Raw genomic sequence first — 22,138 nt, 5'->3', positions numbered from 1 at the left:
GGGGCCGGGCATTCGGCGCTCAGGCCGTTACATGCCGTTGTTGATGGCCTGTGCTGCGTCGATGTTGTCCTGGCCCACGTCCTTCACGAACTCGTCCCAGACCGGCTTCATGGTGTCGACCCAGGCCGCGCGCTGCTCAGGCGTCAGTTCGCGCACGGTGCCGCCCGCGTCGATGATGGCCTGCTTGGCTTCCTGGTTAACCTTGAAGCTCTCTGCGTTGCGGGTCTCGGTCACCTCGGCGATGATGGTCGCCAGCTGGTCACGCACGTCCGCGTCCAGGCCTTCCCACCAGTCCACGTTGGTCACGACCAGGTAGTCGATCACACCGTGGTTGGTCTCGGTGATGCCGTCCTGCACCTCGAAGAACTTCTGGCCGTAGATGTTGGACCAGGTGTTTTCCTGTCCGTCGACGACGCCGGTCTGCAGCGCACCGTAGACCTCGGAAAAGGCCATCGGCTGCGGGCTGCCGCCCAGGGCCGCCATCTGCGCCTTGAGCACTTCGGAGTTCTGCACGCGGAACTTCAGTCCCTCGGCGTCACCCGGATCAACCAGCGGCTTGTTGGCCGACATCTGTTTCATGCCGTTGTGCCAGAAGGCCAGGCCCAGCAGACCGCGACGGGTCATCGATTCCTTCATCTTCTGACCGGTGTCGGAGTTCTGGAACCCGTCGACGGCCTCGATGTTCTTGAACATGAACGGCAGGTCGAAGATGCGGAACTGCTTGGTGAACTGCTCGAACTTCGACAGCGAGGGCGCGGCCAGCTGGACGTCGCCCTGCAGCATCGCCTCCAGCACCTGGTCATCGTTGTAGAGGGTCGAGTTCGGGAAGACCTCCATGCAGGCCTTGCCGTCCATCTCGGCGTTCACGCGCTCGGCCAGCAGGGTGGCGGCGATGCCCTTGGGGTGACGGTCGGTGTTGGTGACATGGCTGAACTTGATGACAAGCTCACCCTCGTCGCAGGCGGCCTGGGCGCCGGTGGCACCGGTCACGACAAGGGCTGCCGCCGCGGCGGTCATCAGAAACTTTTTCATGGGTATCCTCCCAGATACGTTTTGCAAGTTTCGCGGCGCCCCTCCTCGAGGCGCCGGATGCCGCTTAGAAAGCCGCCTGTTCCGAATCGGATCAAGAGCGCGTGACCGGAAACTCTTTCGTGCCACTTTTCTGAAACAAAATCATATCGTTACGATGGAATTCCTCGCGCGACCGGTGTCTTGGCGCCGCGAGTCGTGCGATTCTCCGCACAGCTGTTTCCGCTCGCTGTGCGGAAATCCGCACAGTTGCCGGGCAGATTGCGAATCCCCCTGCCCTTCGGCGCGACTCGCCATCAGGCGCGATAGGTCTCGGGTTTCAGCCCGTATTTCGCCAGCTTGTCGTAAAAGGTCTTGCGCGGCAGCTTCAATGCCTCGGCGGCATGCCGCGCCTGCCCCTCGTTCTTGCGCAGCGCCTCGATCAGGAGGGATCGCTCGACCTGAGCCATGCGCTCGGCCAGCCCCAGGCTGCCCTCCGGCGCAGCAACGTCGCCTAATCCCAGCACAAAGCGCATGGCCGTGCTCATCAGTGAGCGGGCGTTGCCCGGCCAGTCCTGCGCCATCAGGCTGGAGATCAGGTCCTCGGTAATCTCCGGCGGCGCAAGGCCGGCCTGTTCGGCGGCCTGGGCGACATAGTGGCGGAACAAAACCGGGATATCCTCGGGGCGTTCCGACAACGAAGGAATACGAACCTGGCAGACCTCGAGCCGGTAGTAGAGGTCACTGGACATCTCGCCCTTTTCCGCCGCTACTGACAAGTCCTGCGTGCTGCCCCCGATCAGGACCGTGTCGCCCTGTTCCATGAGGTCGATCAGGGCCAGTTGCGTATCCTGGCTGAGCCCGCCGATCCCGTCGAGGAACAGCGACCCACCGGCGCAACTTTGCCAGAGGGCCTGCAGTTCGGCCCGGTCCAGCCCCGATGCGGCACGTTTCTGGAACGGTGCCTTGGCACGGGGCGAGGCCAGATGAATAACCTCGGCCACCTTGGAAATGCCGGTGCCGGGCGCGCCGGTCACAAGGGCCTCTGTCCCGGCGCGCGCGGCCATGCGCACGCGGGCGCGCAAGCGTTCCGCCGCAGGTGAAATGCCGAAAATCAGCCGCGCAGCCGGATCGCCGGTTTCCAGTTGGGCCTTCAGCCGCCGGTTTTCCAGCACCAGGCCGCGCGTCTTCAGGGCCCGGCGCACAACGGCCGTGAAATCCGCCGGGCTGCAGGGTTTTTCCAGAAAGTCGAAGGCCCCCTGCGACATGGCCCGCACCGCCATCGGAATGTCGCCCTCGCCGGTCAGCAGGATGACCGGCAGTTCCGGGTCCTGCTGGTGCGCATAGTCCAGCAGGTGAAAGCCGTCCCGCCCCGGCATCCGGATGTCCGAGACGATCACCCCGTCGAAATCTGGACGGATCCGGTCCTTGGCCTCGACAAAAGACCCGGCGGTCAGCGTGTCGAAATCCGCCAGTTCCAGCGATTGCCCCAGCGCCTCGCGAACCGAGGCATCGTCATCGACCAGCAGCACGCGGCTGACCATCATGTCCGGTCTCCCAAGGGCCGGTGGGCGGGGCGAGGTTCCGTCTGTAGGACGGGACAAGCGTCGTCCCTCGTCCTCACGCAGCCATCTCCGCCCGCCAGTAATCCAGCTCGACCGTGAACAGCGCCCCGGCTTCCGTGTTGGCGCCGCGGATGCGGCCGCCGAAACTCTGCACCAGACCGTAGGAAATAGACAGGCCCAGCCCCATGCCGTCGCCCACTTGCTTGGTCGAATAGAACGGCTCGAACACCTTGTCCGGATCGGCAATGCCCGGCCCGCTGTCCTGCACCCGCACCACCAACCTGTCACCCAGCACCAGCGTGATCTCGATCACCTTGACCTCCTGCCCCGCCATGGCATCGGCTGCATTGTTGATGAGGTTGACGAAGACCTGACCCAGGCGCACCTCGCCCCCCATGACCCAGATCGGCGCGGGCCAGGATTCCGGGTTCCAATGCAGCGTCACGCCGTCGGATTTCAACCGCGCCTCTGTCATCTCCACCGCCGAGGACAGCACCGCCACCACGTCGACCTTGCCCATCGGCTCTGCCTCGTTGCGGGCAAAGGCGCGCAGGTTCTTGATGATCCGTGCCGCCCGCGCCGCCAGCCCGGCGATCCGGTCGAGGTTGGCGCGCGCCTTCTCCGGCTTGCCCTTGTCCAGGAAGGCGGCGCCGTTTTCGGCGAATTGCCCGATTGCCATCAGCGGCTGGTTCAGCTCGTGGCTGATGCCTGCCGACATCTGGCCCAGGGCGCTCAACTTGCCTGCTTCCACCAGTTCCGCCTGTGCCCGGCGCAGCGCGGCCTCTGCCTCTTCTCGTTCCGATACCTCGCGCCGCAGCGCCATGTTCGCCTGTTCCAGGTCCTGCGTCCGGTCCCTGACCCGGCCTTCCAGCCGCGCATTGGCGATGCTGAGCGCGCGCCGCCGCTCTGTTGCCAGGAACAGCAGCGATCCGAAGAAGAGGCAGAGCACCGCCACCACGGCGGTCTGCAACCAAGCCAGCCGCCGCGCTGGTCCGACGTCCACCAGTGCCTCGCCGGTCAGGCCGATCACAGGCAGCGGCTGGACAAGGTGCAGGGCCGCACGCGGGACATAGGGGCTGAGACGTTGGTGCCAAACCTCGTGTTCGCCGACCATACGCGCATGGACATCGACGACCTCGCCCCCGGGACCGATCATCGCCCGCTCGGTGCGCTGCCAGAACAGCAGTTCGGAGCGGTTGGTGACGAAGACCTGGTTCAACGCGTCGGTAAAGAAGACCGAGGGGCGCGAACCGCTCCACTCCCATTCCAGCGCCTCGATGTCGGCCACGAGGACCAGCACACCCCGCACCTTGCCGTCCGGACCAAAGCTCGGAACACCGTGGAAATAGGCCCGCCGTGCGGCGGCTGCGCTGATGCCCCGGTCTGCCCCCAGCGCGCCGTTCACCGCCCGCAGGAACCAGGGCTGCGCCGCCAGATCGACAGGCACCTCGCCTTGGGCAGAGGCCAGAACGCGCCCATTGCGGTCGGCGTAAAAGGCATTGAGCGCGCCGGTCTGGTCCAGGTTGCGCAACAAAACCGCCTCTGCCGCGGCCCGGTCCCCATCTGCATGCAGCGCGGTCAGCGCAGGATGATCGGCGAGCGACACCGCAAGCGATCGGTAGCGTTGCAACCCGGTCACCAGCCGGTCGGCGGCCAGTCTCAGGTCAGACCGGCCCTGTGCCTCGACCTGGCGCAGGGCCTCGGCGTAGCTGGTTGTCCAGACGATCCAGCCCAGGCCAGCGACCGCGGCCAGGAAAAGCCCGACGATGGGCGCGCGTGCTGTGGGTCTGTCTCTCATGGCCAACGATCATAGACCCCTCTTGCCAGTGCTGCCAAGACGGGCCAAGCATCCCCCCATGCAGCGCTTTTCCCAAGACCCGACCGACGCCGGATTCGTCCAGGACCCCTACCAGTTCTACGAACGCCTGCGCGGCGCAGGCGATCTGGCCTGGTGGGAGGACTACGCGATGCCCTGCGCGGTCTCGCACCGGGCGGTCAGCGCGCTCCTGCGCGACCGCCGTTTCGGGCGAGAGATCCCGCCGGAACAGGCCCCCGCGATTCCGCCGCATCTCGCGCCCTTCTACGCGGTCGAGGCGCATTCCATGCTGGAGCTGGAACCGCCGCGCCACACCCGTTTGCGCGGGTTGGTGCTGCGCGCCTTCACCTCGCGCCGGATCAAGGCGCTGGGGCCAGAAATCGCGCAATTGTCCAATGACCTGATCGACCGCCTGCCCGAGGGTGACTGCGACCTGCTGACGGGCTTTTGCCAGCCGCTGCCGGTCATCGTGATCTGCCGCCTGCTGGGAGTGCCGGAGGCCCAGGCGGATCAACTGCTGGCCTGGTCGAACGCGATGGTCGCCATCTACCAGGCCCGCCGCGACCGCGCGATCGAGGATGGTGCCGCGCGCGCGGCGCAGGAGTTCTCGGATTTCCTCAAGGGCTATGTCGAAACCCGGCGCAGCCAGCCCGGCGATGACCTGATCACCCATCTGATTGCCGCCGAGGAGGATGGCGAGAAGCTCTCGACCGAGGAACTGATCACCACCTGCATCCTGCTGTTGAACGCGGGCCACGAGGCGACGGTGCACACGCTTGGCAACGGGATCAAGTGCCTGTTGGACCGCGGGCTGGGTATCACGCGGGCGTCAGCCGACACCACGGTCGAAGAGATCCTGCGTTTTGACCCGCCGCTGCACATGTTCACGCGCTACGCCTATGAAGAGGTGGAGGTTTTCGGGCATCGCTTCCGGCGCGGAGACCAGGTGGCGCTGTTGCTGGGCGCCGCCAACCGCGACCCCGGGGTCTGGCCTGACCCGGCGCGTTTTGATCCAGCGCGCCCGATCAGCGCCAACACCAGTTTCGGCGCCGGTCTGCATTTCTGTGTCGGCGCGCCGCTGGCCCGGCTGGAGCTGCAGATCGCCCTGCCGATCCTGTTCGAGCGCCTGCCCGCCCTGCGCCTGGCCGAACCGCCGCAGTACGCCAACCTCTATCATTTTCACGGGCTGGAACATCTGAGGGTCAGCACATCGTGACACGGGCCAAGCGCCCTTGGTCACAAGGGCAGCGCCGTCGTCGCCTTGATCTCTTCCATCGACAAGAGCGCGGTGACGTTGTGCACCTTCACCTCTGAAATCAGCGCCTGGTAGAATACGTCATAGGCGCGGGCATTCTTCACCCGCACCTTCAGGATATAGTCGATGTCGCCCGCCAGCCTGTGCGCCTCTTGCACCTCGGGGCGTTCGCGCAGGGCCTTGAGGAACTTTGCCTGCCAGTCCGCCTCGTGCTCGGACGTGCGGATCAGGACAAAGAACGTCGCCTCGAACCCCAGCTTTTCGGCGTCCAGCACAACGGTCTGCTGACCCAGCACCCCACCCTCGCGCAACTTGCGAATCCGGTTCCAGACAGGGGTCTTGGAAGAGCCCACTTTCTTGGCGATCTCGTCCAGCGACTGCCCAGCATCGCGTTGCAGTTCCGCAAGAATTTTCCGATCCGTGTCGTCGATCTTCACGGCTGTTCTCCCTCTCGGCCAGTATTGGAACATTTCTCCACCGACATTGACCTTGTAGAACATACGTTCTTACTTTCCCAGCCCCATAGGCAAAACGGGGGACAATTTCCTATTATCAAAGGCAGACGCAAGGAGTTCCGAAGTGCAGCACTTCCCGATCTTTCTCGATCTCGCCGGGCGGCGGGTGATTGTTTCCGGCGGCGGCGATGCCGCTTTGGCCAAGCTGCGCCTGCTCCTCAAGACAGAGGCGCAGATCACCGTCTTTGCCGCCCACCCCGCCCGTCAGATCATCACCTGGGCCGCCGAAGGTGTCCTGACCCTGGTGCCCCGTGCGCTGGAACCGGGCGACACGCTTTGCGCCGTCCTGTTCTACGGCGCCAACGAGGATGCGGACGAGGACGCGCGCACAGCCGCGCTGGCCCGATCCGAGGGCGCGCTGGTCAATGTCGTCGACAACCTGCAGGACAGCCAGTTCATCACCCCCGCCATCGTCGACCGCGATCCGGTGACCGTGGCCATCGGGACAGAGGGCGCGGCCCCGGTGCTGGCCCGCGCAATCAAGGCCGACCTCGAAGAGCGCCTGCCCGCGACGCTGGGCACGCTGGCGCGCATCGGCAAGACGTTCCGCAAAATGGCAGAGGCCCTGCCCTTTGGCCGCGCACGCCGCGATTTTTGGCAGGACTACTATTTCAACGCAGGCCCCCGCGCGATCACGCAGGGCGAAGAGGCCGTTGGCCAGGCTCTGGACGACCTTCTGGCCCGCCACCTTGAGCGCGATCAGCGCCCCGGCCACATCTCCTTTGTCGGTGCCGGCCCCGGTGATCCGGACCTGCTGACGCTGAAGGCGCGCAAGGCGCTGGACGCCGCCGACGTGGTGATCCACGACCGGCTGGTGCCGCAGCCGATCCTGGAACTGGCCCGCCGCGAGGCCACCATGATCGACGTGGGCAAGACCGGTTTCGGCCCCTCCTCCCGGCAGGAAGACATCGACGCGCTGATCGTCAAGCACGGCCTCGCAGGCGCGCAGGTGGTGCGGCTCAAGGGCGGTGACTGCACCGTTTTCGGCCGCCTGGACGAGGAAATCGGGGCAGTTCTGGCCGCGGGTCTGTCCTATGACGTGGTGCCCGGCATCACCGCCGCCTCTGCCGCTGTCGCCTCGATCGGCCAGTCGATCACCAAACGCGGGCGCAATGCCTCGGCGCGGGTGATGACCGGCCATGACATGCAGGGCTTTGCCGATCACGACTGGCGCAGCCTGGCCCGCCCCGGCGAGGTCGCCGCGATCTACATGGGCAAGCGCGCCGCGCATTTCCTGCAAGGCCGGCTGATGATGCATGGCGCCGCCCCCGACACCCCCGTCACCGTGGTCGAGAATGCCTCGCGCCCCGACCAGCGAGTGCTGGACACCACACTCGACCGGCTTTCGACCGACCTCGCGGAGGCTGGCTTCGACGGCCCCGCCCTCATGCTTTACGGCCTCGCCCCGCGCGATGGCCTTCCCGTCACAAGTTTCGATCAGGAGGCATATCAATGGCCCGCAAGTTCACACCCAAAGTCGTCACCGCAAACGCCCTCCTCGCTGGCGACGTCGTCTATCTGACCGCCGACGACCGCTGGAGCGCGGACCTGCGCGATGCGGAACTGCTGACCGACGAGGCCCACGCCCAGCTGCGGCTGGTCGAGGCCAGCGCGCGGCACGCGGAGGTTGTCGGCGTCTATCTCGCAGACATGGAACCGGGCGCAAACGGGCCGGAGCCGACGCATTTCCGCGAGGCTTTCCGCCGCAAGGGCCCTTCGAACTACGCGCACGGCAAACAGGCCGAGCTGTAAGATTTTCCGACCCCACGCGCCGAGGCGCAAAGGAGACGACAGATGTACGCATACAATGACTTCGACGCCGCTTTCGTGGCGGAACGCAACCGCCAGTTCCGCGCCCAGGTGGAGCGCCGCATCGACGGGTCGCTGACCGAGGACGAGTTCAAGCCGCTGCGCCTGATGAACGGCCTCTACCTGCAGCTGCACGCCTACATGCTGCGCGTCGCCATCCCCTATGGCACCCTGAACAGCGCCCAGATGCGCCAGTTGGCCCATATCGCCGAGCGCTGGGACAAGGGGTATGGCCATTTCACCACGCGGCAGAACATCCAGTACAACTGGCCCAAGCTGCAGGATGTGCCGGACATGCTGGACGCGCTGGCAGAGGTCGAGATGCACGCCATCCAGACCTCGGGCAACACGATCCGCAACGTGACCGCCGACCATTTCGCCGGCGCCGCGGCGGATGAGATCGCAGATCCGCGCCCGGTGGCGGAGCTGCTGCGCCAGTGGTCGACCGATCACCCGGAATTCCAGTTCCTGCCGCGCAAGTTCAAGATCGCCGTCACCGGGTCGCCCAACGACCGTGCCGTGACCGCCGCGCATGACCTGGCCATCCGCATCGTCGAAAAGGACGGACAGATCGGCTATGCCGTGCTGGTCGGTGGCGGACTGGGCCGCACGCCGATGATCGGCAAGATCATCAACGAGTTCGTCCCCCAGGAAGACCTGCTGCCCTACGTCGAGGCCGTCGTCTCGGTCTGGAACCTGTTGGGCCGCCGCGACAACAAGTACAAGGCGCGCATCAAGATCACCGTGCACGAGCACGGCATCGACGAGATCCGCCGCCTGGTCGAGGCGCGCTTCGCCGAGACCAAGGCCGCCTTCAACGGCGCCGACCTGGACCTGTTCGAGACGATCAAGACCCATTTCGCGGCGCCTTCGTTCACGAAACGCCCTGTTTCGGCCTTTGACCGCGCCTATGACAACGATCCGGTCTTCCGCGCCTGGGCTGACACCAACCTGTCGGACCACCAGGCAGAGGGCTATGCCATCGCGCAGATCAGCCTCAAGGCGCATGGCGAAACGCCCGGCGACGCCACGGCGGACCAGATGAGAGTCATGGCCGACATCGCGCAGGAGTTCGGCCACGACGAGCTGCGCATCAGCCATGAGCAGAACGTGATCCTGCCGCATGTCCACAAGGACGACCTGCCGGAAATCCACGCGCGGCTGAAATCGCACGGGCTGGCCACCGCCAATATCGGGCTGGTGTCCGACATCATCGCCTGCCCCGGCATGGATTACTGCGCCCTGGCGACCGCTCGTTCGATCCCGATCGCGCAGGAGATCGCCACGCGCTTCGACGAGTTGAAGATCGAGCACGAGATCGGCGACCTGAAGATCAAGATCTCGGGCTGCATCAATGCTTGCGGGCATCACCACGTCGGCCATATCGGCATCCTGGGCCTGGACCGCGCGGGGGTGGAAAACTACCAGATCACCCTTGGCGGCGATCACACCGAAACCGCCGCCCTGGGCGACCGCACCGGCCCCGGCTTTTCAGCCGAGGAAATCGTTCCGGCCATCGAACGCATCGTGGAGGCCTATCTCGACCACCGCGACAGCGCCGAAGAAACCTTCCTTCAGGCCTATCGCCGTCTGGGCATGGCGCCCTTCAAGACGGCGCTCTACGGCGAGAAGGCCGACAAGCGGTCCGAGGCGGCCTGAGCGCATGAACGCCTTCACCCCGTCCAGACCTGCCGCGCAGGGCACGCGGCAGGACATGACCGACCGCGCCGAACGGGTCGCGGCGCTGAACGCGCGGTATCGCCATCACAGCGCCACTTCGGTGCTGGAAGGCGCGCTCAGCGATCCCGACGCCGGGCAACTGGCGCTGGTGTCCTCCTTCGGGGCTGAATCCGTGGCCCTGTTGCACCTGGTGGCGATGGTGGACCGCAAGACGCCGGTGCTGTTCATCGACACGCGGCTCTTGTTCGCGGAGACCCTGACCTATCAGCAGGAGGTCGCGGAACGGCTGCGGCTGGAGAACCTGCGGATCATCCGCACCGACCGCGAAACGCTAGACAAGCGCGATCCCTATGGCGCCCTGCGGATGTCGGACACCGATGCCTGCTGTGCCCTGCGCAAGACAGAGCCGCTGAACGCCGCGCTGGACGGCTACGACGGCTGGATCACCGGGCGCAAGCGCTACCAGTCCGGCACCCGTGCCGCGCTGGAGTTCTTCGAGCTTGAAGACGGCACCGGCCGGATCAAGCTGAACCCGCTGGCCCATTGGACGCCCGAGGACGTGCGCGCCTACATGGAGGAAAACCGCCTGCCCAAGCATCCGCTGGTAGCGCAGGGGTATCCGTCGATCGGCTGCCAACCCTGCACGTCCAAGGTCGCGCCCGGCGAGGATCCCCGCTCGGGCCGCTGGCGCGGGCAGGACAAGGAAGAATGCGGCATCCATTTCGTGGATGGCCGCGCCGTCAGAGGCGGCGAGACACAAGGAGAAAAGGCATGACGATCATCGTGCGCGACGACGGCTTTCACGCCGAGGACTGGAACGGCGACTTCGACGGCCCGGCGGCCCAGGACCTGCCGTCCGACACCGCCCCCGAAAGCCTCGCCTTCGACGACGACACCGGCATGATCCGGATCGACTTTCCCAGCTTTGCGGATGGGCGCGGCTTTACCCTGGCGCGACTGCTGCGCCTGCGGGGATACAAGGGCCGCCTGCGGGCGCGCGGGCATGTGATCGCGGATCAATACGCGATGGCCCGGCGCGCCGGTTTCGACGAAGTCGAGATCGACGAAGCGCTGGCCGAACGCCAGCCGCAGGACCAATGGGTGTTCCGCGCCGACTGGCGCGCCCATGACTACCAGGCACGGATGCGCGGCACCGCCTGACTCATTTCGCGACGTCATCGGGCGCAGGCCGGGGCAATCCCGGCCCGCGCCCTTGCGCCGCCTTTCACCTGATACAGATCAAAGCTAGACAAGAGGTGCCGGCCTACCAGACCGGCAGGACGACATGACAGAGATGAGCCCCGTGACCGACGCCACTGCAACCGAGCCCGCCCGCGCGCCCCGCACCCTTGCCGTGCCGGATGCCCAGACCGTGACCGAGGTCAAGCACTACACCGACCGGCTGTTTTCCTTCCGCTGCACGCGCCCCGCGAGCTTGCGGTTCCGTTCGGGCGAGTTTGTCATGATCGGCCTGATGGGCGACCCCGATCCCAAGACCGGCAAGCAGAAACCGCTGCTTCGCGCCTATTCCATCGCCTCCCCCTCCTGGGACGAGGAACTGGAGTTCTACTCGATCAAGGTGCAGGACGGCCCGCTGACCTCGAAACTGCAGCACATCAAGCCGGGCGACCAGATCATCCTGCGCCCCAAGCCTGTGGGCACGCTGGTCCATGACGCGCTCTTGCCGGGCAAGCGGCTGTGGTTCTTTGCCACCGGCACCGGCTTTGCGCCCTTCTCCTCGCTCCTGCGCGAACCGCAGACCTACGAGGATTACGACGAAATCATCATCACCCACACCTGCCGCGAGGCCGGCGAGCTGACCTATGGCCGCGAGATCATCGAGAGCCTCAAGACCGACGAACTCCTGGCCGAGGTGATCGGCGAAGGCTTCTGGAAGAAGATCAAGTACTACCCGACCACCACCCGCGAAGAAAGCGCCAAGATGGGCCGCATCACAGACCTGATGCGCTCGGGCGAGGCCTTCGAGGACCTGGGCGTGGCGCCGCTGACCCCCGAGACCGACCGGGCGATGATCTGCGGCAACCTGGCCTTCAACCTCGAACTGAAGGAAATGCTCGAGGAATACGGGCTGGAAGAAGGGGCGAACTCCGACCCCAAGCACTACGTTGTCGAAAAGGCCTTTCTCGACTGAGAAAGCGCCGCACTGGAACGCGAAAGGGCCGCCCCATCGGGCGGCCCTTCTGCGTTGCGGTGGACTGTTGTGCGATAGAGAGGCACAAGACGACGAACGAGTGCCTTGAAGGTCTCATTGAGACGACAGCGCGCCCGGCAGCGGCATCCGTGGCGGGATAGTTGACCAATTCCCCCCGGTCCGAAACGGCTCCATGACCGCAGAGGGGGCCTGCGACACGCAGGAACAGCACGACGAGATTGCCGCAAGCCGCCGCCTGTCGCACAAGAACGCCCCCCGGCGCGCCGATTTTCTGTTCACTCTGCGACGCAGTCGGCGAAGTACCTGACCTCGCCGTTCTTGTCCGTTTCCTGCAAGAGGCCGTGGATGTCAGTCTCGAAGCCAGGGCACTCGCGTGAAAACTCACGATTGAAGCGGAGATAGTCCACGATCTCCGTGCTGAAGATCTCGCCGGGAACGAGAAGCGGGATACCGGGCGGATATGGGGTGACGAGGCTCGTGGTCACACGACCTTCGAGCTCGTCGATCCCGACCCGCTCGGTCTTCCTGCGCGCAATGTGGGAAAAGGCTTCTGATGGTGACATGGCCGGATGATGATCGCTGGTATAGATCTGGGTTGTCAGCCGGGCCACGTCATATTTCGCATAGAGTTCATGCACATGCTGGGACAGGTCCTTGAGCCCCATGTGTTCGTACCGCGACTGCTTGGCACAGAACTCCGGCATGACACGCCAGAGCGGCTGGTTCCGGTCATAGTCGTCCTTGCATTGCTGAAGCGCGGCGAGAAGCGTGTTCCACCTGCCCTTCGTGATGCCGATGGTGAACATGATGAAGAAGCTGTAAAGACCGGTCTTTTCGACCACGACCCCATGTTCGGCAAGGTACTTCGAGACAATCGAGGCCGGGATGCCTGTGTCCTCGAACCGACCATCTATGTTGAGCCCGGGCGTTATGATCGTCGCCTTGATCGGGTCCAGCATGTTGAAGTTGCGGGCCATGTCGCCAAAGCCGTGCCAGGCGTCTTCGCCCGAGCTTTCGACCGCATCGCTGTCGGTCTTCTTCAGCTCCCAATCCTTTGCCCGGCCGATCCCGTCCTCTGCCAGTTCGTCCGGCCCCCAGACCTGGAACCACCAGTCATTGCCATATTCTGCGTCGACCTTGCGCATGGCACGCCGGAAATCGAGCGCCTCCAGCAGGCTTTCTTCGACCAGCGCCGTTCCACCCGGGGGCTCCATCATGGCCGCCGCGACATCGCAGCTCGCGATGATCGAATATTGCGGACTAGTCGACGTGTGCATGAGGTAGGATTCGTTGAAAAGGTGGCGGTCGAGCTTCGTTTCCTCGGAATCCTGCACGAGGATATGGCTCGCCTGGCTGATGCCGGCCAGAAGCTTGTGAACCGACTGGGTGGCGTAGGTCACGGAATGCTTCGTGCGCGGCCTCTGGCGGCCCATCGCGTGGTAGGTACCATAGAACGGGTGGAAGGCGGCATGGGGCAGCCAGGCCTCGTCGAAGTGAAGCGTTTCGACATACCCGTCGAGCAGGTCCTTCACCACTTCGGTATTGTAGAGAACACCGTCATAGGTCGATTGCGTCAGCGTCAGGATGCGGGGCTTTACCGTATCGGCATCGAGCCCCTCCAACAGCGGGTTAGCCCGGATCTTTGCCCGGATCGCCTCCGGCTCGAACTCGGATCTCTGAATGGGACCGATGATGCCCCAATGATTGCGCGTCGGCTTGAGGAAGATCGGGATCGCTCCGGTCATGATGATCGCGTGCAGGACCGACTTGTGGCAATTGCGGTCCACCAGCACGACGTCGTCCCGGGCGACGCTGTGGTGCCAGACCATCTTGTTCGAAGTCGAGGTGCCGTTGGTCACGAAAAAGCAATGGTCGGCGTTGAAGATCCGCGCCGCATTCCTTTCCGACGCCCCGATGGCGCCGTTGTGGTCCAGCAGTTGCCCCAGCTCCTCGACCGAGTTGCAGACGTCGGCGCGCAGCATGTTTTCACCGTAGAACTGGTGGTACATCTGCCCCACGGGCGATTTCAGGAAGGCGACCCCGCCGGAATGCCCCGGGCAATGCCATGAGTACGACCCGTCTTCGGCGTAATCGAGAAGTGCCTTGAAGAAGGGGGGCTGGATATATTCGAGATAGTTCTTCGCTTCACGGATGATGTGACGGGCGACGAATTCGGGTGTATCCTCAAAGGCGTGGATGAAGCCGTGCAGTTCGCGCAGGACGTCATTCGGCAAGTGCCGTGATGTCTTCGTCTCACCGTAGATATAGATCGGCACGTCTTCGTTCTTTGCGCGGACCTCCTCGATGAAGTTTCGCAGGTTCAGAACGGCCGGGTCGAGGTCTGGGCCGGGGCTGAATTCTTCGTCGTCGATCGACAGGACGAAAGCCGACGCCCGGCTCTGCTGTTGTGCGAACTGTGACAGGTCGCCGTAACTCGTGGCGCCCAGAACCTCGAACCCCTCGTTCTCGAGCGCCTCGGCAAGAGCACGAATTCCAAAGCCCGAAGTGTTTTCGGACCGGAAATCCTCGTCGATGATGACGATGGGAAAGCGAAACTTCATCTGTCTATCCTTGATGCGATCCTGGACGCCCGATTGTTCTCGAAGCCTCGGCAACGACGTCCGGGCCACGATAGACCACGCGGAACGGCCATCCAAGATCCACCAGCCGAAGGGCCGCTTTCGCGGCGCATTTACGCGACATCGAATGCCGATGCCCAGGATGTCTGCAGACAGTTGCGCACCAAACCAAAAGGGCCGCCCCATCGGGCGGCCCTTCTACATTTCGGGGGATACGGACCTTACTCGTCGAGACCCAGCAGAACCTTGATCTGGTCCAGCGCGGTTTGGGTGATCTCGGGGTTGTCCCGGACAGCCTCTACCGCGGCCTTGGCGCTGACCTTCTTCAGCTCGCCCAGCTCGGAGTTGTCGATGTAGTCGACCACCTTGTCATAGTCGAAACCATCGACGGTCAGCAGTTCCTGGATCGACGGCGCATCGGCGGTTTCGACAGGCTCTGCGGCCGGATCGGCCGCGGGCGCGGCATCGGCGGGTTCCGCCGACTCGACGGGCTCTGCGGCCGGATCCGCTGCGGGTTCTGCGGCCGGCTCGGCTGTATCGACGGGTTCGACCACCGGATCGGCTGTTTCCGACGGCTCCAGCACCGGTTCCGAAGCCGGGTCAGCCGTCTCGACGGGTTCGGCGGCAGGATCTGCGGCCGGCTCGGCAGTTTCGGCAGGCTCTGCAGCGGGCGCGGGATCGACGGCCTCGGGCGCATCCGCGTCCGCCAGGGCCGTATCGACCACGTCACCGGCGTCCTTGGCCACGTCCATCGTCGCGTCGGCGGCATCCTTGGCGGCGTCCACGGTCACGTCAGCCGCATCCTTGGCCACGTCAACGGTCGCATCCGCCGCGTCCTTGGCAGCATCCAGCGTCTTGTCCGCGGCACCGGCCAGGGCATCGCCCAGCTTGGCCTTGCCCTCTGCCACATCCTTGGCGGCATCCGCCAGCGCGGTTTCGGCGGCATCCACGGTCTTGTCGGCGGCGTCCTTGGCCGCGTCCAGCGTGGCATCCGCCGCGTCCTTGGCGGTATCTGCCACGTCCTTGGCGGTGTCGACGGTTGCGTCCGCCGCGTCCTTGGCCACGTCCACGGCATCCTCTGCCGCGTCCTTGGCCGCCTCTTCGGCCTTTTCAGCCGCTTCCGCTGCCGCCAGTTCGGCCGCCCGGGCCGCCTCGGCCGCAGCGCGTGCCGCTTCTTCCTTGGCCTGCTGGTCTGCGTACCACAGGTAACCACCCACGCCCGCTGCAACCGCGACCAGGACGAAGATCAGGTTTCTCATGGGAACCTCCATCACGTTCCGCCCCGCGCGCCGGTGCGCAGGGTTCCTGGAGAGCGGTGTGCGCTGCCCCCCGGCCAGCTTCAAGGGGAATCCGTTTGCAAGTGGCGCACAGGCGTGGAATTGCCGCTTGAAAGCCTATGCGCCCAAGTTTACCTTGCCACCCTGATGAAAACCGCAAATGGAGCATTCCGATAGCCCGCAGACCACATAACGCGCCGCCCACGCGCGACACAGGCCCCCGAGTCAACGACCGTATCCGGGCCCCTGAAATCCGGCTCATTGGCGCCGAAGGCGAAAACGTCGGTGTCGTCACCCCTGCCCGTGCGATGGACCTGGCTGAACAAGCCGGGCTCGACCTCGTGGAAATCTCGCCCAACGCGACGCCGCCGGTCTGCAAGATCATGGACTACGGCAAGTTCAAGTACGAACAGCAGAAGCGGGAATCCGAAGCGCGCAAGAAACAGAAGATCATCGAGGTCAAGGAGGTCAAGTTCCGCCCGAACACCGACACCCACGACTACGAGGTCAAGATGCGCAACGTCTTCAAGTTCCTCGAGAACGGCGACAAGGTGAAGGTCACCCTGCGGTTCCGCGGACGCGAAATGGCGCACCAGAACCTTGGCCGCGAACTGCTGGAACGCGTGGCGGAAGACGTCAAGGAAATCGGCAAGGTCGAGAACATGCCGAAGATGGAAGGCCGCCAGATGGTCATGATGATCGGCCCCTCAGCCAAGTGAGGGTCCGGCACATGATCGCCTGAAAAGGCGCATTATCCGCACATGAGCCCGCCGCCAAGGCGGGCTTTTCGTATCTGCCCAAGGAGAACGCGCATGAGCTGGGACAATCGTTTCGCAACCGAGGAGTATGTCTTTGGCACCGCGCCCTCGGGCTTTCTGACCGCACATGCCGGGCTGATTCCACCGGGCGCCCGTACGCTGTGCATCGCCGATGGCGAAGGCCGCAATTCGGTCTGGCTGGCGCAGCAGGGCTGCGATGTCACGGCCTTCGACCTGTCGCCCAATGCCATCGCCAAGGCCGAGAAGCTGGCGAAGAAGGCAGGCGTGGCCCCGGATTTCAACGTCTCGACGATCGAGGACTGGGACTGGAGCCGGACCTATGACCTGGTTGTGGCGGTCTTCTTCCAGTTCCTGTCGCCCGAGGAACGCGCCCCTGTCTTTGCCGGGCTGCGCCGTGCGCTGGCTCCGGGTGGGCGCCTGATGCTGCATGGCTACACGCCGAAGCAGGTGGACTATGGCACCGGGGGGCCGGGAAACCCCGACAACATGTATACCGCAGAGATGCTGCGCGCGGCCTTCCCGGACCTGACCCTGTTGCGTCTTGCGGAATACGAACAGGACCTGGACGAGGGCGCGGGCCACAAGGGCCGTTCGGCCCTGATCGACCTGATCGGGGATGCGCCGCGCTGATCCTCAGGCCTCGCGCAGACGTCCGCGCGCCGGGATCTCCTTCAGCAGGCCGCCAACGCCCATGCCCGCGATGTCCTGCGGGGTGACGGGAACGCCGCACAACAGCCGTTCCAGCACCCAGTCGGCGCCGTTCAGCGCCGGAGCACGGGCGCACCCCGGCAGGCCGATCACCGGGCGCCCGGCCTGTTCGCCGTAGAACAGCAGGTTTCCGGGGTCGACCGGCATCCCGAAATGCGTGACAGAGCCGCCGGCCCGTCGCACCGCCTCCGGCGCCACGTCGTGCAGGTCAGAGGTGGCAGAGCCCGTCAGGATCAGAACCGCATCCGCATCGGTGGCCGCGATCGCATCTGCCAGCGGGCCGACGCGGTGCGGCACCACCTGTTGCGGACCGATTTGAACCTCCAGCCGATCCAGCCGATCCTGCGTGACCTTCTGCCCCTTGTCACCGGTTTCCGACCCGTCGACCGTCGTCTGGATCAGCTGCGCGGTCTTGCAGACCACGGGCCGCAGGCGCAGCCCTGCCTGCCCCGCCAGGCACGCCGCCTCCAGCGCGGCCTCGGGCACCGCGTAAGAGATGATCTTGACCGTCGCCACCATGCCGCCTGCGGCAACGCGTTGCCATTCCGGCACCGTCGCCACGGTGATCATCGGGTGCAGGGCGTTCAGCGCGTGGATGCGGCCCGCCAGCACCTCGACGACGCCGGGCGCCTCGGCGTGCAGGTTCACCCGCCCGGTCGCCGCCTGGCCGATCTTCAGCCCCGCGCGCGCCGAGTCGGGGACAAGCGCCTGCGCCAGGCGCGCAGCGGCGGCGTCCTCGCCGATGTCGCCGGGTTCCAGCCGCGCCGCGATGACCTCGTCCAGCCCCGCACCGCGCAACTTGTCCAGGTCCTCGGGCGTCAGCACCCGCCCCTTGCGCAGGCGCCCCTTGTCCAGGGCGACGCTATGCGCCAGCACGGCGCCCTCGGCCTCGTCCAACGGAACGGCGCCGAATTTCATCGCAGATCCCCGCGGCGCAACACCTGAGTCATCTGCGCGATGATCGAGACGGCGATTTCCGACGGACCGGCGGCGCCGATGTCCAGCCCGATGGGCGCATGGATGCGCGCGATCTCAGCCTCGGTGAACCCTGCCTCTGTCAGCCGTGTCACCCGCTTGGCATGGGTGCGGGTCGATCCCAGCGCCCCGATGTAGAAACAGCCAGAGCGCAGCGCCTTTTCCAGCGCCGGATCGTCCAGCTTCGGATCATGGGTCAACAGCACCAGCGCGGTGCGCGTGTCCAGCCCCAGAGTCTCGACCGCCTCGTCCGGCCAGTCGTGCAACAGGCGCGTATCCGGAAACCGCTCGGGCGAGGCAAAGGTTTCGCGCGGGTCGATCACCGACGGATCATAGCCCGCGATGCGCGCCATCGGCAGCAGGGCCTGGGCGATATGCACCGCGCCCACCACGATCAGCCGCAGCGGCGGGTTGTGGATGCCGACAAAGACGCGGCTGTCCGGCTCGAACCCGGAGCGGTCCATGCGGAATCGATCGGCAAAACCCTGTCGGTCCAGCCAGCGGTCGCTGCGATCCAGGTCGACCACGTAGGCGACGGGCTCGCGCGCGGCACGGGCCTTGACCAGGTCCTCGAGCAGCAGTTCCGGCAGGACGTCCCCCACGGGTTCCACCAGCACGCGGATTGTGCCGCCGCAGGCCAGGCCGACGGCAAAGGCGTCGTCGTCGGAGACCCCGAACTCCAGCTCGCGCAGCTCACCCGCCTCCAGCGCCTCCAGCGCCTCGACGATCACCGCGCCCTCGACGCAGCCGCCCGAGACCGAACCTTCGATCATGCCCGATCCGGAAATCGCCAGTTGGCTGCCGACGCGCCGTGGGGCAGAGCCCCATGTTTCGACCACGGTGGCCAGTACGGCGCCATCGCCTGCACGGTGCCAGGCCAATGCCTGTTCGGGAATCGCGTCTACCCTGTCCATGAATGCCTCTCCCCTGTGACGGGCCATGTCTATCATGTAGGGGGCCGGTGTCCCCCCCTTCAATGGTCGGACGGATCAGGCGCCGCGCGTCACGTCGTGCCCGTAAAGCCAGTCGAACTGGTGCAGCATCCGGCCCGGTGCCAACCGGCCCACGACGCCCAGACCCAGATGCGCCACGCCGCGCACCAGCGGGTTGCGCAGGTGGTATTTCCAGGCGTTGCCATTGGCCGCCTCGATCACCCGAACCACCCGGTCGCGGCGTCGGTGCTGGTAACTGGCCAGCGCCGAGGCCATGTCGGGCGCCTCTGACAGAGCATCGGCCAGAACCCAGGCATCTTCCATCGCCATGTTGGCCCCCTGGGCAAGGAAAGGCAGGGTGGGATGGGCCGCATCCCCCAGCAGGACCACACCCGCGCCATGCCAGACCCGCGCCACCGGGTGCCGGAACAGCCCCCACAGGCCAGGCTGGTCCGCCCCGGCCAACAGGCCCGGCACCATCCCGCCAAAGCCCGCGAAAGCCGCGCGCAGGTTGTCGCCCGCATCCTGATGGCTCCAGCTTTCCTCGACCCAGCCACGCCGCTCTTCGACCGCGACGACATTCACCTGGTCGCCTCCGCGCAACGGATAGCTGACCATGTGCCGCCCCGGCCCCATGTGGACCCTCGCCTCTGGCGGATGGCCGACCGTGTTGGGCACCACCGCGCGCCAGGCCACCTGCCCGGTAAAGAACGGGTCTGCCTGCCCGTTCAGGACCGGGCGCAGCACCGAATGCAATCCATCCGCGCCGATCACAAGTTCTGCGCCGGTGGCATCGCCATTGCAAAGCGCGACCCGCGGCGGCGTGCCCGGCATGACCTCGCGCACCTTTTGCAGCAGGCGCACACGGATGCCTGCCGCGCGCGCCTGCCCGGCCAGAAGATCCACGAGGTCCGCGCGGTGCACGAAGCGATAGCTTTGCTCGGCCGGCAGCCGGGTCAGATCCAGCCTCAGCACCTCGCGCCCCCGAGCCTCGCGCAGCGAGACGGCGCGCCCGACGACCGAGATGGCGCGAAACCCCTCGCCCAGACCCAGCGCCTCGATCACCCGCAACCCGTTGGGACTGACCTGGATGCCGGCGCCAACCTCGCGGATCGCGTCGGCCTGTTCCAGGATGCGCACCTCGGCGCCCCGCGCCCGCAGTGCAAGCGCCGCGGTCAGCCCGCCGATCCCGGCGCCGATGATGGTGATGTCGCGGCCCGTCAGTTCCATGTGCTTCCATTGGCAAAGGAAAAACGCCGAGGCAAGGCCCCGGCGTTTACCATGTCGTGTCCATGTGGTCGCGGCTCAGTCGTCGCGATGCACCTTCTCGCGGCGCTCGTGGCGTTCCTGCGCCTCGAGGCTCATGGTGGCGATCGGACGTGCATCCAGCCGTTTCAGGCTGATCGGCTCGCCGGTCACTTCGCAGTAACCATATTCGCCCTCGTCGATACGGCGCAGCGCCTGGTCGATCTTGCTGACCAGTTTCCGCTGACGGTCGCGCGTGCGCAATTCGATTGCGCGGTCGGTTTCTTCGCTGGCACGGTCGGTCACATCAGGGATGTTCCGCGTGCCTTCCTGCAGCGCTTCGATGGTGTCGCGGCTGTCGGACAGAAGCTCGGCCTTCCAGGCCAGGAGCTTGCGGCGAAAGTACTCTGTTTGCCGCTCGTTCATGAACGGTTCGTCTTCGGCCGGACGGTAATCATCGGGCAGAAAGGTCTCAGGCTTCATATCCGCTCCCTCATCAACGCCAATATCCGCCATGTTGAAATTCCTCAGATATCTGGCACCCCTGCGGGCAGGCATTAAAGCAAGCCGCGACCGTTGTCACGTCACATTAGCGTCTTTCCTCGGCCGATTTGCGGCTGCCCCTGGGTAACTTTGTGGCAAGCGCGGGATGCCCCGGCCAAGCCATTCTCGGGACTGGATTTCCGGCCCGGGGTTCCAACATCGGCACCTGTTTCCGGGCCCGGTTTTCGCCTCCGCCGCGCTTTCAAAAGTCGAAAAGCGACAGGATGGCGCAGGCCCTTCCGGCCGCCGGGTGCCGATGCCTTGACCCGCACGTGAAGACACGCTGTGACGCCACGGTCGGGCACGGGTGCTGCACTTGCAAAGGCGCCCGCACCGCACTACCCCTCTGGCGACAGGTTACAGCAAGAAGGTCGCGCCATGCGTTTCGAAGGCACCGAGGAATACGTCTCTACCGACGATCTGACGATGGCGGTGAACGCCGCGGTGACACTGGAACGCCCCCTGCTGGTCAAGGGGGAACCCGGCACCGGCAAGACCGAACTGGCGCGCCAGGTCTCCAAGGCCCTGGGTCTGCCGATGCTGGAATGGGCGGTGAAATCCACCACCAAGGCGCAGCAGGGACTGTACGAATACGATGCCGTCAGCCGGCTGCGCGACAGCCAGCTGGGCGACGAACGCGTGAACGACGTGGCCAACTATATCCGCAAGGGCAAGCTGTGGCAGGCCTTCGAGGCCGAGGGCAAGGTCGTCCTGCTGATCGACGAGATCGACAAGGCCGACATCGAGTTCCCCAACGACCTGCTGCAGGAACTCGACAAGATGGAGTTCCACGTTTACGAGACCGGCGAGACGATCCGCGCAAAACAGCGCCCCATCGTCATCATCACCTCGAACAACGAAAAAGAACTGCCCGACGCCTTTCTGCGCCGCTGCTTTTTCCACTACATCAAGTTCCCCGACACCGAGACCCTGCGCAAGATCGTCGAGGTCCATCATCCGGGCATCAAGCCCGCGCTGCTGACCACCGCGCTGACCCAGTTCTACGAGCTGCGCGAACAGCCGGGCCTGAAGAAAAAACCTTCGACCTCCGAGGTGCTGGACTGGCTCAAGCTGCTCTTGGCCGAGGATCTGGACGCCGAAGACCTGAAACGCGACGGCGCCAGCGCCCTGCCCCGCCTGCACGGCGCGCTGCTCAAGAACGAACAGGACGTGCATCTGTTCGAACGGCTGGCCTTCATGGCGCGGCGCCAACGCTGAGGCGATCCCGCCCCGGCCAAACCGCCGGGGCTTGATCCCGATCAATTTACTCAGGTCCATT

20 protein-coding genes are annotated in these 22,138 nt (G+C 65.4%); 10 read left to right on the top strand and 10 right to left on the bottom strand.

The window, feature by feature from the left end; genetic code table 11:
- Nucleotides 1–27: 27 nt before the first annotated feature.
- The 3 genes from G9Q80_RS06780 to G9Q80_RS06770 form a co-directional block, all read right to left on the bottom strand.
- Nucleotides 28–1,032, bottom strand: a complete 1,005-nt coding sequence (locus G9Q80_RS06780) for a DctP family TRAP transporter solute-binding subunit (RefSeq protein ID WP_043145222.1) — start codon at nucleotides 1,030–1,032, stop codon at nucleotides 28–30.
- A gap of 293 nt (nucleotides 1,033–1,325) precedes the next feature.
- Nucleotides 1,326–2,552 carry a sigma-54-dependent transcriptional regulator gene (locus tag G9Q80_RS06775; protein ID WP_088714153.1) on the bottom strand — a complete coding sequence of 409 codons (1,227 nt, stop codon included), beginning with the start codon at nucleotides 2,550–2,552 and terminating at the stop codon, nucleotides 1,326–1,328.
- Between the two features lie 76 nt (nucleotides 2,553–2,628).
- Nucleotides 2,629–4,371, bottom strand: a complete 1,743-nt coding sequence (locus G9Q80_RS06770; RefSeq protein WP_088713930.1) for a sensor histidine kinase — start codon at nucleotides 4,369–4,371, stop codon at nucleotides 2,629–2,631.
- Nucleotides 4,372–4,429: 58 nt separating this feature from the next.
- Here G9Q80_RS06770 and G9Q80_RS06765 point away from each other — a divergent pair, with 58 nt between their 5' ends.
- Nucleotides 4,430–5,605 carry a cytochrome P450 gene (locus G9Q80_RS06765; protein ID WP_088713931.1) on the top strand — a complete coding sequence of 392 codons (1,176 nt, stop codon included), beginning with the start codon at nucleotides 4,430–4,432 and terminating at the stop codon, nucleotides 5,603–5,605.
- 20 nt (nucleotides 5,606–5,625) lie between these two features.
- Here G9Q80_RS06765 and G9Q80_RS06760 read toward each other — a convergent pair whose 3' ends face one another.
- The gene (locus tag G9Q80_RS06760; RefSeq protein ID WP_043145361.1) at nucleotides 5,626–6,114 is read right to left on the bottom strand and encodes an Lrp/AsnC family transcriptional regulator; all 489 of its coding nucleotides are present in this window, start codon (nucleotides 6,112–6,114) and stop codon (nucleotides 5,626–5,628) included.
- Between the two features lie 109 nt (nucleotides 6,115–6,223).
- On the opposite strand from G9Q80_RS06760, the gene cysG reads away from it, so the two are divergent.
- From cysG to G9Q80_RS06730, 6 genes are all read left to right on the top strand, one after another.
- Nucleotides 6,224–7,681 carry a siroheme synthase CysG gene (cysG, locus tag G9Q80_RS06755; protein WP_088713932.1) on the top strand — a complete coding sequence of 486 codons (1,458 nt, stop codon included), beginning with the start codon at nucleotides 6,224–6,226 and terminating at the stop codon, nucleotides 7,679–7,681.
- Nucleotides 7,612–7,911 carry a DUF2849 domain-containing protein gene (locus G9Q80_RS06750; protein ID WP_069211627.1) on the top strand — a complete coding sequence of 100 codons (300 nt, stop codon included), beginning with the start codon at nucleotides 7,612–7,614 and terminating at the stop codon, nucleotides 7,909–7,911. Before cysG ends, G9Q80_RS06750 begins: the two co-directional genes overlap by 70 nt.
- Before the next feature lie 42 nt (nucleotides 7,912–7,953).
- Entirely contained in the window at nucleotides 7,954–9,627 is a 1,674-nt protein-coding gene (locus G9Q80_RS06745) for a nitrite/sulfite reductase (protein ID WP_088713933.1), read from the top strand.
- A gap of 55 nt (nucleotides 9,628–9,682) precedes the next feature.
- Entirely contained in the window at nucleotides 9,683–10,423 is a 741-nt protein-coding gene (locus G9Q80_RS06740; protein ID WP_232788142.1) for a phosphoadenylyl-sulfate reductase, read from the top strand.
- Nucleotides 10,420–10,809 carry a DUF934 domain-containing protein gene (locus G9Q80_RS06735; protein ID WP_088713935.1) on the top strand — a complete coding sequence of 130 codons (390 nt, stop codon included), beginning with the start codon at nucleotides 10,420–10,422 and terminating at the stop codon, nucleotides 10,807–10,809. The genes G9Q80_RS06740 and G9Q80_RS06735 overlap by 4 nt, the downstream gene beginning before the upstream one ends.
- 124 nt (nucleotides 10,810–10,933) lie before the next feature.
- On the top strand, nucleotides 10,934–11,800 hold the full coding sequence (locus G9Q80_RS06730) for a ferredoxin--NADP reductase (RefSeq protein WP_088668634.1): 867 nt from the start codon (nucleotides 10,934–10,936) through the stop codon (nucleotides 11,798–11,800).
- Between the two features lie 296 nt (nucleotides 11,801–12,096).
- On the opposite strand, the gene G9Q80_RS06725 is transcribed toward G9Q80_RS06730, so the two are convergent.
- Nucleotides 12,097–14,382, bottom strand: a complete 2,286-nt coding sequence (locus G9Q80_RS06725; protein ID WP_043145241.1) for an arginine/lysine/ornithine decarboxylase — start codon at nucleotides 14,380–14,382, stop codon at nucleotides 12,097–12,099.
- 239 nt (nucleotides 14,383–14,621) lie between these two features.
- Nucleotides 14,622–15,659 (bottom strand): hypothetical protein, encoded by a 1,038-nt coding sequence (locus tag G9Q80_RS06720; protein ID WP_133066354.1) that lies wholly within the window; start codon nucleotides 15,657–15,659, stop codon nucleotides 14,622–14,624.
- A 137-nt stretch (nucleotides 15,660–15,796) separates the two neighbouring features.
- Between G9Q80_RS06720 and infC the strand changes: the two genes are divergently transcribed.
- On the top strand, nucleotides 15,797–16,396 hold the full coding sequence (infC, locus tag G9Q80_RS06715; RefSeq protein WP_074620908.1) for a translation initiation factor IF-3: 600 nt from the start codon (nucleotides 15,797–15,799) through the stop codon (nucleotides 16,394–16,396).
- Between the two features lie 93 nt (nucleotides 16,397–16,489).
- Entirely contained in the window at nucleotides 16,490–17,086 is a 597-nt protein-coding gene (locus tag G9Q80_RS06710; protein ID WP_069211622.1) for an SAM-dependent methyltransferase, read from the top strand.
- Nucleotides 17,087–17,089: 3 nt separating this feature from the next.
- Here G9Q80_RS06710 and G9Q80_RS06705 read toward each other — a convergent pair whose 3' ends face one another.
- The 4 genes from G9Q80_RS06705 to dksA form a co-directional block, all read right to left on the bottom strand.
- Nucleotides 17,090–18,082 (bottom strand): molybdopterin-binding protein, encoded by a 993-nt coding sequence (locus tag G9Q80_RS06705; RefSeq protein ID WP_088713937.1) that lies wholly within the window; start codon nucleotides 18,080–18,082, stop codon nucleotides 17,090–17,092.
- Entirely contained in the window at nucleotides 18,079–19,053 is a 975-nt protein-coding gene (locus G9Q80_RS06700) for an XdhC family protein (protein WP_043145246.1), read from the bottom strand. Before G9Q80_RS06700 ends, G9Q80_RS06705 begins: the two co-directional genes overlap by 4 nt.
- Nucleotides 19,054–19,128: 75 nt before the next feature.
- On the bottom strand, nucleotides 19,129–20,301 hold the full coding sequence (locus G9Q80_RS06695) for an FAD-dependent monooxygenase (protein ID WP_088713938.1): 1,173 nt from the start codon (nucleotides 20,299–20,301) through the stop codon (nucleotides 19,129–19,131).
- Nucleotides 20,302–20,376: 75 nt separating this feature from the next.
- Nucleotides 20,377–20,799 (bottom strand): RNA polymerase-binding protein DksA, encoded by a 423-nt coding sequence (gene dksA / locus G9Q80_RS06690; protein WP_043145369.1) that lies wholly within the window; start codon nucleotides 20,797–20,799, stop codon nucleotides 20,377–20,379.
- A gap of 438 nt (nucleotides 20,800–21,237) precedes the next feature.
- Between dksA and G9Q80_RS06685 the strand changes: the two genes are divergently transcribed.
- Nucleotides 21,238–22,077, top strand: a complete 840-nt coding sequence (locus G9Q80_RS06685; protein WP_088713939.1) for an AAA family ATPase — start codon at nucleotides 21,238–21,240, stop codon at nucleotides 22,075–22,077.
- Nucleotides 22,078–22,138 lie beyond the last annotated feature (61 nt).

The sequence above is a fragment of the Mameliella sp. LZ-28 genome, assembly GCF_012274245.1.
Classification (GTDB): Bacteria; Pseudomonadota; Alphaproteobacteria; order Rhodobacterales; family Rhodobacteraceae; genus Antarctobacter; species Antarctobacter albus.
This window is presented reverse-complemented; position numbering and strand designations above follow the sequence as displayed.